The organism is Phenylobacterium sp., assembly GCF_004299445.1.
GTDB lineage: Bacteria > Pseudomonadota > Alphaproteobacteria > Caulobacterales > Caulobacteraceae > Phenylobacterium.
Map to the genome: position 1 here is coordinate 40,893 of NZ_SCTC01000021.1, position 16,861 is coordinate 57,753.

At 69.2% G+C, this 16,861-nt stretch carries 14 protein-coding genes; 12 read left to right on the forward strand and 2 right to left on the reverse strand.

What is annotated here, in order from left to right; translation table 11 throughout:
• Positions 1-51: 51 nt before the first annotated feature.
• Genes ggt through EPN98_RS05715 form a run of 4 tightly spaced genes read left to right on the forward strand, consistent with a single transcriptional unit; the run spans position 52 to position 3,686 of the window.
• A complete protein-coding gene (gene ggt / locus EPN98_RS05700) occupies positions 52-1,821 on the forward strand; it encodes a gamma-glutamyltransferase (RefSeq protein WP_293361399.1) in 1,770 nt (589 codons plus the stop codon).
• Positions 1,822-1,834: 13 nt separating this feature from the next.
• Entirely contained in the window at positions 1,835-2,248 is a 414-nt protein-coding gene (gene mutT, locus EPN98_RS05705; protein ID WP_293361401.1) for an 8-oxo-dGTP diphosphatase MutT, read from the forward strand.
• Positions 2,248-2,664 (forward strand): secondary thiamine-phosphate synthase enzyme YjbQ, encoded by a 417-nt coding sequence (locus EPN98_RS05710; protein WP_293361403.1) that lies wholly within the window; start codon positions 2,248-2,250, stop codon positions 2,662-2,664. Before mutT ends, EPN98_RS05710 begins: the two co-directional genes overlap by 1 nt.
• Positions 2,665-2,666: 2 nt before the next feature.
• Positions 2,667-3,686, forward strand: coding sequence for a hypothetical protein (locus EPN98_RS05715; RefSeq protein WP_293361405.1), 1,020 nt, complete (start codon positions 2,667-2,669; stop codon positions 3,684-3,686).
• Here EPN98_RS05715 and EPN98_RS05720 read toward each other — a convergent pair.
• A complete protein-coding gene (locus tag EPN98_RS05720) occupies positions 3,675-4,574 on the reverse strand; it encodes a hypothetical protein (protein WP_293361407.1) in 900 nt (299 codons plus the stop codon). The two genes, EPN98_RS05715 and EPN98_RS05720, sit on opposite strands and share 12 nt — an antisense overlap.
• Positions 4,575-4,684: 110 nt before the next feature.
• Entirely contained in the window at positions 4,685-5,527 is an 843-nt protein-coding gene (locus EPN98_RS05725) for a methyltransferase domain-containing protein (RefSeq protein WP_293361409.1), read from the reverse strand.
• Here EPN98_RS05725 and EPN98_RS05730 point away from each other — a divergent pair.
• The 8 genes from EPN98_RS05730 to clpB all read left to right on the forward strand — a co-directional run bounded on the left by EPN98_RS05730 (position 5,527) and on the right by clpB (position 16,571).
• The gene (locus tag EPN98_RS05730; protein ID WP_293361411.1) at positions 5,527-6,300 is read left to right on the forward strand and encodes a ComF family protein; all 774 of its coding nucleotides are present in this window, start codon (positions 5,527-5,529) and stop codon (positions 6,298-6,300) included. The genes EPN98_RS05725 and EPN98_RS05730 overlap by 1 nt on opposite strands.
• 33 nt (positions 6,301-6,333) lie before the next feature.
• On the forward strand, positions 6,334-6,588 hold the full coding sequence (gene grxC, locus EPN98_RS05735; RefSeq protein WP_293361413.1) for a glutaredoxin 3: 255 nt from the start codon (positions 6,334-6,336) through the stop codon (positions 6,586-6,588).
• Positions 6,589-6,729: 141 nt separating this feature from the next.
• Positions 6,730-7,545, forward strand: a complete 816-nt coding sequence (locus EPN98_RS05740; RefSeq protein WP_293361415.1) for a carbon-nitrogen hydrolase family protein — start codon at positions 6,730-6,732, stop codon at positions 7,543-7,545.
• Between the two features lie 10 nt (positions 7,546-7,555).
• Complete coding sequence (locus EPN98_RS05745; RefSeq protein WP_293361417.1) at positions 7,556-7,987, forward strand: DUF1178 family protein; 432 nt, start codon at positions 7,556-7,558, stop codon at positions 7,985-7,987.
• A gap of 98 nt (positions 7,988-8,085) precedes the next feature.
• Positions 8,086-10,032, forward strand: coding sequence for a S9 family peptidase (locus EPN98_RS05750; RefSeq protein WP_293361419.1), 1,947 nt, complete (start codon positions 8,086-8,088; stop codon positions 10,030-10,032).
• Positions 10,033-10,043: 11 nt separating this feature from the next.
• Positions 10,044-11,948 (forward strand): S9 family peptidase, encoded by a 1,905-nt coding sequence (locus EPN98_RS05755; protein ID WP_293361420.1) that lies wholly within the window; start codon positions 10,044-10,046, stop codon positions 11,946-11,948.
• A gap of 7 nt (positions 11,949-11,955) precedes the next feature.
• Positions 11,956-13,878: a prolyl oligopeptidase family serine peptidase gene (locus EPN98_RS05760; protein WP_293361422.1), complete on the forward strand. Its 1,923-nt coding sequence runs from the start codon at positions 11,956-11,958 to the stop codon at positions 13,876-13,878.
• Positions 13,879-13,985: 107 nt separating this feature from the next.
• The gene (gene clpB / locus EPN98_RS05765; protein ID WP_293361424.1) at positions 13,986-16,571 is read left to right on the forward strand and encodes an ATP-dependent chaperone ClpB; all 2,586 of its coding nucleotides are present in this window, start codon (positions 13,986-13,988) and stop codon (positions 16,569-16,571) included.
• Positions 16,572-16,861: the final 290 nt, after the last annotated feature.

Here is a 16,861-nt window from a genome sequence, read left to right on the forward strand (position 1 = left end):
CGGTCAAGGCGGCGTCCGGCCCTTGGTCGGGCGTTCGCCCCGGAGTTCCGCATGAACCTTCGCAAACTGGTCCGGCACGCGGTGGTTCGCGTTGCGCTCTCGGGCGCCCTGGCGCTGTCCCTGGCGGTCGGTGCTCCGGCCCTGGCGCAGGACGAGACGGCTGCGCCCGATATCTCCCGAACGGGCGGCGACCTGATCGGCTATCGCTCGATCCACCACCCCGTGATCGGACGTGACGGCATGGTGGTGGCCCAGAGCCGCTCCGCCGCGCGGATCGGGGCCGATATCCTGGCCCGGGGCGGCAACGCGGTAGACGCGGCGGTGGCGGTGGGGCTGGCCGAGGCCATGACCCTTCCCAGGGCGGGCAACATCGGCGGCGGCGGCTACATGCTGGTCTATGACGCCGCCTCCAAGAAGACAGTCGCCATCGAGTACTACGGCCAGGCGCCGCTGGGCGTGACGCCGGACTTCCTGCTGGGACCTGACCAGAAGGTCTCGGAGGCCAAGGTCATGTCCTTCAAGGGCGTGACCGTGCCAGGCACGGTGGCCGGGCTCTATGAGGCTCACAAGCGTTTCGGGCGGCTTCCCTGGGCCCGGCTGGTCCAGCCGGCCATCGACCTGGCCGCGAAGGGCGTGGTCATGACCGACGACGAGGCCGCCGCCCTGGCCCAGCGTAAGGCCGTTATGGCCCAGGACCCGGGCGGCGCCCGGAAGGTCTATTTCAAGGCGGACGGCTCGGCCTACCAGCCCGGCGACGTGTTCCGGAACCCGGACCTGGCGTGGACCCTGAAGCAGATTCAAGCGCGCGGCGCCGACGGTTTCTACAAGGGGCCCGTCGCGGACCGGCTGGTCGCCGGGATCAAGGCCGGCGGTGGCATCATCACTCGCGAGGACCTGGCGGCCTATCGCGCCAACGTGCTGGAGCCCGTCTGGTCCGACTACCGCGGCCACCGCATCGCCTACATGCCCCCGACGTCGGCGGCGTCCAGCGTGGCCGAGGCCATGAACATCCTGGAACAGTTCCCGGTCGCCGACATGGGGCAGGGCAATGTCGCCACGATGCATCTCCTCGCCGAGACGATGAAGATCGTGAATGTCGACCGTCGCTACTCCGGCGGCGGCCCGCAGTGGACGACGCCGGCCCGGGGGATCGCCAGCAAGGCCTTCGCCGCCGAACGGGCCAAGCTGATCTCGATGTACAAGTCGCTGGACAGCAAGTCGCTGCCTGGCCTCGACCCGCGCCCCTACGAGAGCCCCGACACCACCCACTATTCGATCGCTGACAAGGACGGGAACGTCGTCGCCAACACCTACACCCTGACCGCCTCGTTCGGGGCGCATGTGGTGGCGCCCGGCACCGGGTTCCTGCTGAACAATTCGCTGGGCAACTTCGACTGGAGCCCCAAGCCGACCAGCATCGGCAACCGGATCGAGCCGGGCAAGCGGGCCATATCGACCATCTCGCCCATCATCGTGTTCAAGGACGGCAAGCCCTGGGTGGCCACCGGCACGCCCGGCGGCGGCACCATCATCGCCACCATGACCCAGATGCTGAGCAACCTCATCGACTTCCGGCTGAACGTCGCGGAGGCCGCCCAGCGCCCGCGGATCTATCAGGCCGGCGTCGACGGGCCGCTGCAGGTGGAGGAGTCCATTCCCCAGGATCTGGTGGCCGGCCTGCAGGCCAAGGGGCACAAGGTGGAACGCTCGCAAATCCTGGGCAGCACCCAGTCGATCATGATCGGCCCCGACGGGGTCATGTACGGCGCCGCCGACACCCGCCGTCCTGACGCGGGCGTCGCCGCCGTCCGGCAGTACTAGACAGGCCGCCTTCGTGAATGAGACCGGAAAGCCGATCGTGCTGGTGGCCGCCGCGGCGCTGGTGGACATCGACGGCCGCGTGCTGATCTGCCAGCGGCCCGAAGGCAAGCAACTGGCCGGCCTGTGGGAGTTTCCCGGCGGCAAGGTCGAGTCTGGCGAGACGCCCGAGGCCTGCCTGATCCGCGAACTGGACGAGGAGTTGGGGATCAAGGTGAGCCATGCGTGCCTCGCGCCCTTCGTGTTCGCGAGCCACGAGTACGAGACGTTCCACCTGCTGATGCCTCTGTATCTGGTCCGGCGCTGGGAAGGGACGGTGCGGGCGCTGGAGCACAAGGGGCTGGCCTGGGTGAAGCCCAAGGACATGGACCGCTACCCGATGCCGCCGGCCGACGCGCCGCTGGTGGCCTGGCTGCGCGACCTGCTGTGATGCGCCAGGCGGCCCAGACGCTGAGCCTTCAGACGCCGGGCCCGGGGTTGCACGAGATCACCCGCGAGGTCGTGGCGTGGACCGCCGCGCAGGGTATGACGACGGGCCTGCTGACCCTCTTTTGCCGCCATACCTCGGCGTCCCTGACCATCCAGGAGAACGCCGACCCGGACGTGCGACGCGACCTTGAGGACTGGGTCGCCGCGGTGGCGCCCGAGAGCGCGGCCTACCGCCACCAGGACGAGGGCCCCGACGACATGCCCGCCCATCTGCGCAGCGTGCTGACCGGCGTGCAGCTGTCCGTGCCGCTGATCGGCGGGCGGCTGGCGCTGGGGACCTGGCAGGGGATCTACCTGTTCGAACACCGCCGCCGGCCCCACCGGCGCGAGGTGGCCCTGCACCTGTTGGGGGACTGACGATGCGCTGGATCCTGCTCGCCGTCGCCCTGCTTGCCACGCCGGCTGAGGCGAGTTGGACGCCGATCAGCCTTTCGAACGAGGTCACCCTGCGGGCGGTGGCGGTGGTCGACGCCAAGACCTTTCACGTTGCGGGTTCGAAGGGCACCCATGCGGTCACCGAGGACGGCGGCAAGACCTGGCGCAACCTGGCGCCCACGGATGGCGCGGCGCTCGACTTCCGGGGCGTGGCCACGCCGGGCCCGCGCACGACGGTGCTGATGAGCGCCGGCGACGGGCCGGCCGGGCAGGCGCGGATCTATCGATCCTCTGACGCCGGGAAGACGTGGACGCTGGCTTTCGAGACGAAGCTGCCCGGCAGCTTCCTCGACGCGGTCGCCTTCCGTGACGCCCGGCGCGGGTTCGTGCTGGGCGACCCGATCGACGGTCGCTGGTTTCTGCTGACGACGTCCGACGGCGGGCGGACCTGGACGCGGCTTGAAGGGGCCGCCGTGGAGAAGGGGGAGGCAGCCTTCGCCGCCAGCAACTCGGCCCTTTTCGTGGGGCCCAAGAAGGACGTCTGGATCGTGTCGGGCGGCCTCGCCCAGGGTCGCGTCTTCCGTTCACGCGACGACGGCAAGACCTGGACCGTGACCGAAACTCCGATCGCGGGCGGATCGACGTCGGGGCTGTTCGGCGGCTTCGCGGTCGGGGCGCGTGCTGTGATCGTCGGCGGTGACTACAAGGACGAGCTGCGGAGTGGGCCCAACCTCGCGCTGACGGATGGGCGAACGACGACGATCCCGCCCAACGATGGGACGCCGCGCCTGATCGAGGGCGTCGGCCGCCTTGACGCCACAACGCTGCTGGCCGTGGGACCCCGCGGGACATCCTTCAGCCCGGACAACGGCAGGACCTGGCATCAGTCCGACACCGAGGCCCTTCACGCCATATCGTGCTTGCGGAAGACCTGCGTGGCCGTCGGCGCTAAGGGCAAGGTCGCGGTCTGGACTCCGCCCGGGAAGCTGTCGTCAATCGAGTGACGCCCGCCGCACCCGCGCGGGCTTCGTCGCCTCGACCACGCACTGGCCCGGGTCGCTCATGGCGTGGACGCCCAGGCAGTAGATGTCCTCGTAGTGCGTGCCCGAGGCGGCGAGGCACTGGTGGTAGTTGAGCTTGGCCGAGCGCAGGCACATGCCGGCGTTGCGCTCGCTCATCAGACCCCGCGCGGCGGCGTCCTGGCCCAGGACCGTCAGCGCGGCTACCGCGACGCCGCGCGAGATCACGGGACTGGTCCCGCCACGTCGGCCGCTCTCGGAGATGGCCGCCGAGAGCCGGGCGCGGTCGGCGGGTTCGGCGCGGTAGCCCGCCGCCTGCTTCACGGCCGCCAGCCGTTGCGGGCCGTTGGGGATGCGGGCGCGCGACCAGGCCTGGCGCTGGATTGAGTAAGAGGTCTTCTTCACCCGCGCGCCGGCGGCGGCCAAAGCCTCGCCGCGACGGGCGAGGGCGGCGTTGGCCCGCGCCGCCGCCGCCGCGCCGCCCGGCAGGTCCACGGCGGCGTTCGGGTCCGCGGCCAGCCGGCGGCCCAGGTCGCGGCCCCCCGCCTTCACGGTCTGCACGAAGCGCGGCTCCTGCATCGCGGCCATGGCGGCATAGGCGATCATCGCCGCCTCCAGCTGCCGGGGCTCATACCCTGCGGCGGTGCGCAGCTGGACCCCGATCTCGGACGGATTGGCGAACTCGGCGTCGATGTCGGCGGCGCGGCGCGTATAGGCCTCGAACGCGGCGGCCTGCCCGGCGAGGCCCACGTCGAACACGCCAGTCGCAGCGGTGCTGCTGCCGCGAAGCGGCGGTGCGGAGCTCGAGGCGCAGCCGGCGAGCACGATGGCGATCATGGCGGCCGTGAAGCCGCGGGCAGTCCCTGGGCGCATGTCAGTTCCCCCTGACGAATCCGCCCCCCAGCAGACGCGAGCTTAGCCGGAAGGCAGCGACCCGCGCCGCGGCGGACTGTCACACCCTCAATATTATCAAAGGCTTATGGCTAAGCTTGCGGCGAGGCCTGCGGCGCCCATCCGGTCAGGGTGATGATCTCGAAGCTGGCCGGGACGCGGCCGTCCGGCGTGCCGAAGCGCTCGAAGTAGATTTCGGCCATGCGGTTCAGGAGCTGGCGGGTCAGCTTCTTCGGATGACGGTCAGCCAGGACGCCGGTCTCGCCCATCTGGCGCAGGTCGAGGAGCAGCTTGAGCGGGTGGTCGTAAGTCACGGTCACCTTGTCGACGTCGCTCACCGTCTGGACGAAGCCGGCGCGTGACAACAGGCCCGCCGCGTCCTGCAGGTCGGCGAAGGGTGAGACCCGGCTGCCGGCGCCGCCCAGGATCTCGCTTTCGGCCGCCACCAGCGACTGGCGCAGTTCGGTCAGGGTGACGCCGCCCAGGAATGCGGCGATGAACAGGCCGTCGGGCTTCAGCACCAGCCGCGCCTGGATCAGCGCGCCCACCACGTCGTTGGTCCAGTGCAGGCCCAGGGTGGAGACGATCAGGTCCAGGCTGCCCGGCGCGAACGGCAGCCGCTCCTCATCGGCCACGACGCGCAGGCCGCCCCGTCCCGCCAGCATCCGACCCGACAGGTCGGCCTCGATCAGCGTCTCGACCTTGCCCGGCGTCTCCTCAACCAGAGCCTGTGCAAACGCCCCGCCACGCGCGGAGAGGTCGACGGCCAAGCTGAAGGTGCGCATGATGGGCGCCAGGCGCTCGGCGATGTCATAGGCCGCGCGTCGCTGGAGGAAGTCCGCGCCCGCGTAGCCGCTCGCCGCCCGGTCCAGGCGCTTGCGGTGCAGGTCGCGGTCGAAGAGCCGTGGAGGCGCGTGATGGGAAGGGGCGGGCATTGAGCGCGGATGAAGCGGATTTCGTCGCGCGATGGAAGCCGAAAGCCCAGGCGGGCCTGCGCACCGCCCTTGATCTGCTGTTCCCGCCCCAGGCCATCGATGGCGGGCCCCGGCCGATGGCGGGCGGCTTCTCGGCCGACGCCTGGGGCCGAATCCGCTTCCTGGACGGGCCGGTCTGCGACGGCTGCGGCGTGCCCTTCGAGTTCGATCCGGGCGACCGCTGCGCCGCCTGCCTGGCCAAGCCGCGGGCGTTCGACGCCGCCCGCGCGGCCTGCCTCTACGACGAGACCTCGCGCGATCCGATCCTCAAGCTGAAGCACGCCGACCGGCTGGACCTGGCGCCCATGCTGGCCCGCTGGATCAGCCGCGCCGCGCGCGACCTGATCGAGGACGCCGACGCCATCGCGCCGGTGCCCCTGCACCGCTTCCGCCTGCTGCATCGCCGCTACAATCAGGCCGCGGAGATCGCTCGCCCCTTGGCGGCGATGACCGGCACGCCCTACTTGCCCGACGCGCTGGTCCGGCGGCGCGACACCGCCACCCAGGCGGGCAAGTCGGGGTCCGGCCGCAAGCGAAACGTGGCGGCGGCGTTCGAAGTGCCGGCTTCGCGGCGGAAACAGGTGGACGGTCTGCGCATTCTGTTGATCGATGACGTGCTCACCACCGGCGCCACCGCCGAGGGTTGCGCCAGGGCCCTCAAGGCCGCAGGCGCCGCCCGCGTCGATCTGGCCGTCGTCGCCCGCGTGCAGGCCGCGGCAGGACTCACCATATGATCTGCTAACCCAGACCGTGTTATCTGAGAGGCCATGACCCAGGTCACCATCTACACCAAGCCGTACTGCCCCTACTGCATCCGCGCCGTGGATCTGCTGGAGAAGAAGGGCGTCGCCTTCACCGAGATCGAGGCGGCCTTCGACGCCGAGAAGCGGCAGGAGATGATGCGGCGCTCGGGCCGCGCGACGTTCCCGCAGATCTTCGTGGGCGACCGCCACATCGGCGGTTGCGACGACATGATGGCGCTGGAGCGCGAGGGAAAGCTGGACCCGCTCCTGGCGGCCTGATCCCTCCCCTTCATGGGGAGGGTGGCTCGCACAGCGAGCCGGGTGGGGAAGTCACGATCCTCACCCACCTCAGAGTTCCGGCCCACACTTCCCCACCCTGGCCGCTGGCGCGGCCTGTCCCTCCCCATTAAGGGGAGGGAGATGCGCGTAGCCCTCATCCAGACCCGCACGCCCGCCACCCATGCCGCGGCGCTGGCTCATGTCCTGCCACTGGTGAGGGACGCCGCCGCCCAGGGCGCGCGGTTCATCCTGACGCCCGAGGGCACGAACATCCTGCAGAAGGATCGCGGGACCCTGCTGCCGCAGCTGACCCTTCTCGCGGACGATCCCGTGGTGAACGGCCTGCGCGAGGCGGCCCGAGATCTGTCGGTGTGGATCGATGTCGGTTCGGCCCTGGTGAAGCGTGAGGATGGCAAGGCGGCCAACCGCCAGGTGCTGATCCGCCCGGACGGGACCATCGCCGCCACCTACGACAAGCTGCACATGTTCGACGTCGACCTGCCCACAGGCGAGACGGCGCGCGAGAGCGAGACCTACGAGCCGGGCGACCGGGCGGTGGTCGCCGACGTGGACAGCGTCCGGTTCGGCCTGACCATCTGCTACGACCTGCGCTTCGCCGCGCTCTACCGCGCCCTGGCGCTGGCCGGGGCCGAGGTGTTCACGATCCCGGCCGCTTTCACGCGGCCGACCGGTGAGGCCCACTGGGAGGTGCTGATGCGCGCCCGGGCCATCGAGACCGGCGCTTACGTGCTCGCCGCCGCGCAGGGCGGGTTCCACGAGGACCGGCGCGGCACGTGGGGGCGTTCGCTGGTGGTCGGGCCCTGGGGCGAGGTGGTCGCCAAGCTTGACCATGACGAGCCCGGCGTGCTTCTGGCCGAACTTGATCCGGCCGCGCCCGCCAAGGCTCGCGCCGCCATTCCGGCCCTGGCCAACGCGCGCGCCTTCACCGGCCCGTAGAGCAGCTTTGATGATCCGCTACGCCCTGACCTGCGACCACGAGCACGAATTCGAAGGCTGGTTCGGCTCGTCCGACGACTACGACGACCAGCAGGCTCGCGGGCTCGTGGAATGCCCGGTCTGCGCCTCGAAGCAGGTGCGCAAGCAGATCATGGCGCCCGCCGTGACCGGGACGAAGCGCACGGTGAAGGACATCGAGCCCGCCAAGATGCAGGCGATGATGATGGAGGCTGCCGGCCGCATCCGCCGCCACGTGGAAGAGAACTTCGACGACGTCGGCGACAGCTTCGCCAGCGAGGCCCGCGCCATCCACGAGGGCCGCGCCGAGGACCGGGGCATCTATGGCCAGGCCACCCCGAAGGAGGTGCGCGAGCTCGTGGAAGACGGCGTCCCCGTCGCCCCGCTGCCAGGCGAGCCCCCGAAGAAGACCGAGGTCAACTAGCCCGATCTTTTCCCGATCCGGACGGTCGGTCCCCTCGACGTCCTTGCGGCGCAGCCTGCCGCGCGGCAATTTCAGATTGCATCGGGGGAAGGGTGTTCATGCGCGTTCTTGGCGTTCTGGCTGCGCTCGCCGTGGCCTTTGCGGGTGTGTCCGCCATGGCCGCGCCGCTGGCCGCTTATGGCGGCCTGCCGAGCATCGATGCGATCGAGATCTCGCCGGACGGCTCGACCCTGGCGGTCATCGTCTCAGACGGAAAGAACCGCGGCATCGTCCTGCGGCCGACGGCGGGCGGACCCCAGAAGACCTATCCTGTCGGCGCCTCAAAGGTCCGGCGGTTGGACTGGGTGGGGTCGGACCACCTGATCGTCACGACGTCCCAGACCGAGCGACTGATCGGATGGACGGGGGACAAGGGCGAATTCTCGCTGGGCTACGTGCTCGACGTGAAGGCGCAGAAGGTCTCTCCGCTATTCGAGGAGTCGCTGGAGAAGATGCAGACCGGCACCCACTTCCGTGGCGCCTCGACGCAGATCACGGATCCTCTGAACATCCTGGCCGGGCCGCCCGAGGTGCGGGTCATCGACGGAAAGCCCACGGTCTTCGTCGAGAAGATCACCTTCAAGGAAGGTTGGGGCGTGATCACGGTGGTCCGCGCCGACCTGAAGAGCGGTCGCCGCGACATCGTGGAATTCGGCGAGCGGGACACCCGCGCGGTCCTCCTCGGGCCGGAGGGAACGATCATTGCGCGCTCCGACTACGACGCGAAGTCGGGGCGCTGGGCGCTGAAACTGCGTCAGGGTGGGGGGTGGTTCGATGCGCGGACCGCCGTCGCGAAGCTCGACCGACCCTACATGGTCGGGCTGGGCCGTGACGGGACCTCGGTGCTGATCGGCGAACTTGAGGCTGGCGGCTACGTACTTCGCGAGGTCAGCCCGGATGGCAAAGCCAGCGAGCCGCTCGACGTTCGTAACGGCGACGACGTCATCTTCGACCCTGAGACGCGTCGGCCGATCGGGCTCTACGCCCTGGTCGGAGACGAGGGGCGCTACACCTTCTTCGCTGAGCGTGACCAGAAGGTCTGGGCGGCGGTGAAAGCGGCGTTCAAAGGCGATGCGGTCGACTTGGCGTCCTGGTCACACGATCGCCAGAAGATCGTCGTGCTCGTCGACTCCGCGGCCGAGGGGCCCGCCTACGCCCTGGTCGACCTGGCGACGCGCAAGGCCGAATGGCTGGGGCCTCAGTATGAGAAGCTGATGCCCGAGGACCTCTCCAAGGTGCAGCCGGTGCGCTTCAAGGCCCGGGACGGTCTGGACCTCACAGGCTACCTCACCCTGCCGAACGGCCGCGAGGCCAGGAACCTGCCGCTCGTGGTGCTGGCGCACGGGGGCCCGGAGTCCCGCGACACGCCGGGCTTTGACTGGTGGTCGCAGGCGATCGCGTCACGAGGCTATGCGGTGCTGCGGGTGAACTATCGCGGGTCGGACGGCTTTGGCCGCGCCTTCGTCGAGGCCGGCTACGGGCAGTGGGGCCGCAAGATGCAGACCGACCTGTCCGACGGCGCGCGCTATCTCGCGGCCCAGGGGATGATCGATCCGAAGCGCGTCTGTATCGTGGGCGCGAGCTACGGCGGCTACGCGGCGCTCGCCGGCGCCACGATCGACACGGGCGTGTATCGCTGCGCCGTATCGGTGGCCGGGGTCTCCGACCTGCGTAAGCTGGTCGAGGACGAAGGGCGCAGCGCCAAGCGCTACTGGAAGCGCTTCATGGGGGTCGAGCGCCTGTCCGATCCGGCCCTCGCCCAAATCTCGCCCATCACGCACGTGGACAAGGTGTCCATCCCCGTCCTGATGGTCCACGGCCGCGACGACACCGTGGTGCCGCTGGAGCAGAGCGAGATCATGGCGGACGCCCTGCGCAAGGCCGGCAAGCCGGTCGAGCTGATCGTCCAGAAGGGCGAGGACCACTGGCTCAGCCGCGGCGAGACCCGCAGCGCGATGCTGGAGAGCACCATGGCTTTCGTCGAAAAGCACAACCCGCCGAATTGAGGATGCCGCTCATGTGGATCGTTGCGCGCCTTGGCGCCCTTGTCCTGATCCTGATCGCCGCGCCTGCGGCGGCGGCCCCGCTGTCGTCCTACGGCAAGCTGCCGTCGATCGAGGCGGCGACGGTCTCGCCCAGCGGCTCGCTGCTCGCGGTGGTGACCTCCGACGGAGTTAAGCGGACGATCGTCGTCCAGGACCTGGCGAAGGGCGCCGTCCTGCTCAGGGGCTTCGTCGGCGCCGAGAAGATACGCAACGTTCAGTGGGCCGGCGATCTGCATCTGCTCGTGACCACGTCGAAGACGGATACCTCGTTTGTGATCCAGGACGGCCGACGCGAGTGGTTCTTCGGCAATGTGATCGACGTCGCCGGGAAGAAAATCCGCCCCCTCATGGGGGCGTCGAAGCAGGCGGATCTTCAAGCGATCCTGGGCGTGCCGGTAGTGCGCGTGGTGGGAGGCAAGCCCTTCATCTTCGCGCGGGGCGTGATCTTTTCCGGCCCGCGCGGCTACGTCTCGTTGTTTCGGATCGATCCCGTGACCGGGGCGAGCCGTCTGATCGAGCAGGGCGGGGCCGACACGATCAACTGGCTTGTCGACGCCGACGGCGAGGTCATGGCGCGCGAGCTCTACAACTCCGGTTCGGGGGAATGGACGCTGCGAATCCGCTCCACGAGCGGCTGGCGGGATCTCGCCTCGAAGACTGCGCCGCTCGATCGCCCGTATCTGCTGGGCATGGGCCGCACGACGACGTCGGTGCTCTACGCCGACCGGGACGGCGAGGATCGCTGGGTCTGGAAGGAGGCTCCGCTGGATGGAGGTGCGGTCCGCGAGATTTCGCCGTCCGTGGACAGCCAGGCCACGGTGCGGGCGAGAGACGGCCGCCTCGTCGGGCAGGTCTCGCTGGTCGGCGATGAACCGCGCTATGTCTTCCACGAGGCCGCCGACGCAGAGGCCTGGAAGCTGGTGACCGACGCCTTCAGCGGCGCCGTACTCGGCCTGCAGTCCTGGTCGAACGACCGCCAGAAGATCGTGATCTACGTGGACTCGCCGACTGACGGTCCAGCTTACGTGCTCATCGACATGGCCAATCGCGAGGTGACGCGGATCGGGCCCGAGTACGCCGGGATCGAGGCTCGTGACATAGCGTTTCGCACGCCCGTGCGGTTCAAGGCGTCGGATGGGCTGCCGCTGAGTGGCTACCTCACCGTGCCGCGCGATCGGGCCGCGACGCGTCTGCCCCTCATCGTCTTTCCGCACGGCGGCCCTGAGGCCCGCGACACGCCCGGCTTCGATTGGTGGGCCCAGGGCATGGCCTCGCGGGGCTATGCGGTGTTGCAGGTGAACTACAGAGGCTCGGCGGGCCTGGGCCGGCCGCACCTCGAGGCGGGCTACGGTCAATGGGGTCGCAAGATGCAGACGGACCTCTCCGACGGCGTCCGCCATCTGGTCGGACAGGGAACGGTCGATCCCAAGCGCGTCTGCATTGTCGGTGCCAGCTACGGCGGCTATGCGGCGCTCGCGGGGGCGACCCTTGACCCGGGAGTCTATCGCTGCGCCGTCGCCGTCTCCGGGCTCTCCGACCTTCGGCGACTCGCCGAAAGCGAAGATCCGGGGGCGCGCCGCTACTGGAAGCGCTTCATGGGCGTCACATCGCTGAATGATCCGGCGCTGTCGCAAATCTCGCCCATCACGCACGTGGACAAGGTGTCCATACCCATCCTGATGATCCATGGCCGTGACGACACGGTGGTGCCGCTGGAGCAGAGCGAGATCATGGCGGACGCTCTGCGCAAGGCCGGCAAGCCGGTCGAGCTGATCGTCCAGAAGGGCGAGGACCACTGGCTCAGCCGCGGCGAGACCCGCGGCGCGACGCTGGAGGCCACCATGGCCTTCGTCGAGAAACACAACCCGCCGAACTGAGGACCGGATGAAGTCACTCGTTGCGCGCCTTGCGGCGGTGTGGATTGCCGGAATGGCGTGGCCGGGGTGGGCAGCGCCCCTCGAAGCCTACACCCAGCCGCCGGCGATCCATGCCGCCACGCTGTCTCCCAGCGGGCGGCAGATCGCTTTGATGATCCACCTGGACGGGGAGACCTCGCTCGTTGTTCAGGATGCGACGAGCAAGGCGCTGATCGCGCGGGCCAGTTTTGGCAAGATCCCGACGACCTCGGCTCGATGGGTCGGCGAACGTGGGCTTCTCGTAACCACACAGGTTGACCACGATCCTGCCGCCGCGAAGGGCGGGGCGATGAGTTGGCGCCGCGTGCATTTCTTCGATGTCGCGGCATCGAGACTGACGCCGCTGCACTCGAACGCTGAAAGCGGGATGAACAACATCGTCGGCGCTCCGATGATCCGCGTCGTCGATGGCGAGCCAGCCGTGTTTCTCGAGGCCTTCGAGTTCATCGACCAGCGTGGCAGTGTCGCCCTGTTTCGCGCGGACCTCGACACCGGCAAGACGAGTCCTGTGGCGCACGCCGAACAGGGTGTGCGGCGTTGGATCGTAGACGCCTCGGGGAAGCCGGCGGCTCAGGAGGTGTTCGTCGATCGAACGCGGCAAACCAGCATCAAGGTGAAGACGGTGGAGGGGTGGCGGACAGCCTATTCGAGCGCTCCAACCGAGAGCGTTAGGCTGGTGAGCCTGAGCGCGGACGGGCGCGGCGTGGTCTACTCCGTAAGGCGTCCGAATGGTCTCGACGAATGGCGCGAGGCGCGGCTGGACGGTTCACTCGACAAACCGCCGGTCGTGGCCGCGGACGGCCAGGTTCCGTTGACGGACCCCCAGACCGGTCAACTGATTGGCCACTACGTTATGGACGGGGATGCCGAGCGCTACAGCTACCTCGACAAAGCGTATGAGCAAGTCATTGCAGAGGTTACCTCGGCCTTCGAGGCTGTGACCGTCGAGGTCAAGTCATGGTCAGCGGATCGTCGCGCCGTGATCGCGTGGGTCGACAGGCCGCGCGAGAGCCCGGGCTACGCCCTGGTTGATGTGGCCGCACGGAAGGCGTCCTGGATCGCGTCGATGTACCCTGGCCTGTCCACGGCCGACGTCGGGCTCAAGACACGCGTGCGCTTCAAGGCGACAGATGGACTTGAGCTTGTAGGATATCTTACGCGCCCGCCTGGGAGTGAGCACCGGAAGAACCTGCCTCTGATCGTTCTGCCTCACGACGGGCCCTGGGGGCGCGACACGGTTGACTTCGATTGGTGGGCGCAGGCCATGGCGTCTCGCGGGTACGCCGTCTTGCAGTTGAACTATCGCGGATCGGACGGCTTCGGGGACGCATTGCGCGAGGCCGGGCGGGGCCAATGGGGCCGCAAGATGCAGACAGACCTTTCCGACGGGGTGGGCGCGCTCGCTTCTGGCGGGCTCATTGACCCGAAGCGGGTCTGTATCGTTGGCGAAGGGTACGGCGGCTACGCCGCATTGGCGGGCGCGACGATCAATCCCGGCGTCTATCGCTGCGCCGTGTCGGTCGACGGTGTTTCTGACCTCGCCAAGCAGATTGCCTACGCCAAGACGAGTGTCGGTGGGCGGCCGCTGACCCTGCTGAACTACTACATTGGACGCGAGGTGGTTGATGATCCCAGCCAACTCGCTGCGCTGTCCCCCGTGCGGCGGGCGGAACAAGCCGACGTTCCCATATTGCTGCTCCACAATTCCAAGGATCGCGAGGTCGCGTCCTCACAGAGCCAGGCCATGGCCGACGCTTTGCGTCGGGCCGGGAAAGAGGTGGAACTTGTGCTTCTGCCCGGAGATGGAGACTGGCAGGACCGCGCCGACGCTCGCCACTACGTCGTGGCCGCCACCATGGCCTTCCTCGAGAAGCACAACCCGCCGAATTGATCCTGCGCAAGGTCCCTTGTGTGGCGCATCTGCCACACTACATCGGGTGAGCCGGACGCCGTGCTTCGAAGAAGGCGGCAGCCGAGTTCCGCCTTGATGGGGATCCTATGAACATCGACATCTATTCCGACCGCGCCAAGCAGGCGATCCAGTCGGCGCAGAGCCTTGCGCTGGCCCGGCGCCACCAGCACCTGGCGCCCGAACACATCCTGAAAGTCCTGCTCGAGGAAAAGGACGGGCTTTCGGCCGCCCTGATCCAGAGCGCGGGCGGCCGGCCCGCCGAGGTCGACAAGGCTGTCGAGGCGACGCTCTCGCGCACGCCCAAGGTCGAGGGCGGCTCGGGCCAGCTCTACATGAAGCCTGAGACGGCCCGCGTCTTCGCCGAGGCCGAGGCCGGCGCCAAGGCGGCCGGCGACGCCTTCGTCACCACCGAGCGGCTGCTGATCGCGCTGGCTAAGGAGGGCGGCGAGGCGGCCAAGGTGCTGAAGGACGCCGGCGTCACCGCCAAGGGCCTGGAGGACGCCGCGACCGCGGTGCGCAAGGGCCGGACGGCCGACAGCGCTTCGGCGGAAGAGGGCTATGACGCGCTGAAGCGCTATGCCCGCGACCTGACCCAGGCCGCCCGCGACGGCAAGCTGGATCCGGTGATCGGACGCGACGAGGAGATCCGCCGCACGATCCAGGTCCTGCAGCGCCGGACCAAGAACAACCCCGTGCTGATCGGCGAGCCCGGCGTCGGCAAGACCGCCGTGGTCGAGGGCCTGGCCCTGCGCATCGTGAACGGCGACGTTCCCGAGGGGCTGAAGGACCGCAAGCTGCTCAGCCTCGACATGGGCGCCCTGATCGCCGGCGCGAAATACCGCGGCGAGTTCGAGGAGCGGCTGAAGGCCGTGCTCAACGAGGTCACCGCCGCCGAGGGCTCGATCATCCTGTTCATCGACGAGATGCACACGCTGGTCGGCGCCGGGAAGTCGGACGGGGCGATGGACGCCTCCAACCTCCTGAAGCCCGCCCTGGCGCGCGGCGAGCTGCACTGCGTCGGCGCCACCACGCTGGACGAGTACCGCAAGCACGTCGAGAAGGACGCGGCGCTGGCGCGGCGCTTCCAGCCGGTGATGGTGGACGAGCCCACGGTCGAGGACACCATCTCGATCCTGCGCGGCCTGAAGGAGAAGTACGAGGTCCACCACGGGGTGCGCATCTCGGACAGCGCCATCGTCGCGGCGGCCACGCTCTCGAACCGCTACATCACCGACCGCTTCCTGCCGGACAAGGCCATCGACCTGATGGACGAGGCCGCCAGCCGGGTGCGCATGGCCGTGGACTCCAAGCCTGAGGAGCTCGACGAGATCGACCGCCGCGTCGTGCAGCTGAAGATCGAGCGCGAGGCCCTGGCGAAGGAGCCCGACGCCGCCTCGAAGGCGCGGCTGGTGAAGCTGGAGGAAGAACTCGCCGAGCTGGAGGCTCAGGGCCAGGAGATGGGCGCGCGCTGGAAGGCCGAGAAGGAGAAGGTCTCCTCGGCCGCCCAGGCCCGCGAGGCCCTCGATCGCCTGCGCGCCGAGCTGGTGAGCGCCCAGCGCCGCGGCGACCTGCAGCGCGCCTCCGAGATCGCCTACGGCGAGATCCCGCAGCTGGAAAAGCGCCTGGCCGAGGCCGAGGCCGCCGAAGGCCAGGACGAGGCGATGGCCCCTGAGGTCGTCGACGCCGAGCAGATCGCCGCCGTCGTCAGCCGTTGGACCGGCGTCCCGGTGGAGAAGATGCTGGAGGGCGAGCGCGAGAAGCTGCTGCGCATGGAGGACAGCCTGCGCGGCCGCGTGGTCGGGCAGGAGGAGGCCCTCGTCGCGGTCTCGGATGCGGTGCGCCGCGCCCGCGCCGGCCTGCAGGACCCGAACAAGCCGATCGGCTCCTTCCTGTTCCTGGGCCCCACGGGCGTGGGCAAGACCGAGCTCACCAAGGCGCTGGCCGAGTTCATGTTCTCGGACGAGCAGGCGATCACGCGCCTCGACATGAGCGAGTACATGGAGAAGCACTCGGTGAGCCGGATGATCGGCGCGCCGCCCGGCTACGTCGGCTACGACGAGGGTGGGGCGCTGACCGAGGCGGTGCGCCGGCGGCCCTACCAGGTGGTGCTGTTCGACGAGGTCGAGAAGGCCCACCCGGACGTCTTCAACGTGCTGCTGCAGGTGCTGGACGACGGTCGCCTGACCGACGGCCAGGGGCGCACGGTCGACTTCCGCAACACGCTGATCATCATGACCTCGAACCTGGGCTCACAGCACCTGGCCGAGCTCGCGGACGGCGATGATGTGGAGAAGGCCCGGCCCGGCGTCATGGACGTGGTGCGCCACCACTTCCGGCCCGAGTTCCTGAACCGGATCGACGAGATCATCCTCTTCAAGCGGCTGGGCCGCAGCGAGATGGACGGCATCGTGAAGATCCAGCTCCAGCGGGTCGAGAAGCTGCTGGCCGACCGCCGCATGACGCTCAGCCTCGACAACGGCGCCCTGCACTGGCTGGGCGACCGCGGCTACGACCCCGTCTACGGGGCCCGGCCGCTGAAACGGGTGATCCAGAAGGAACTGATCGACCCCATCGCCCGCAAGCTGCTGGCGGGCGACCTGGCGGACGGCTCGGTCATCGACGTCCACGCGGGCGACGGCGCCCTGTCGATCGGCCGGGCGAAGGTGCACTAGGCGCAGGCCCAATCCGACCTCCCCGCCGCGGCGGGGAGGTCGGCCACCGCGCTCCGAACATCCGCCAGGGGGGTGGCGGACTTTACCTCCCCGCGAAGCGGCGGGAGGGGGACCGGCCGCCGAAGCCGGCGCCGCCGGCTGAAGAGCGGTTGGTGGAGGGGGCGGGCTCCACCTGCTGAGCCAACTACGGCCAATCGTTCCGCTGAGCCTGAGGCTCGCCCCCACCAGTCGCTCTCCGCTGCGCTCGGCGACTGGTCCGCCTCACGGCGAGTCAGAGCTTGACTTTGCCC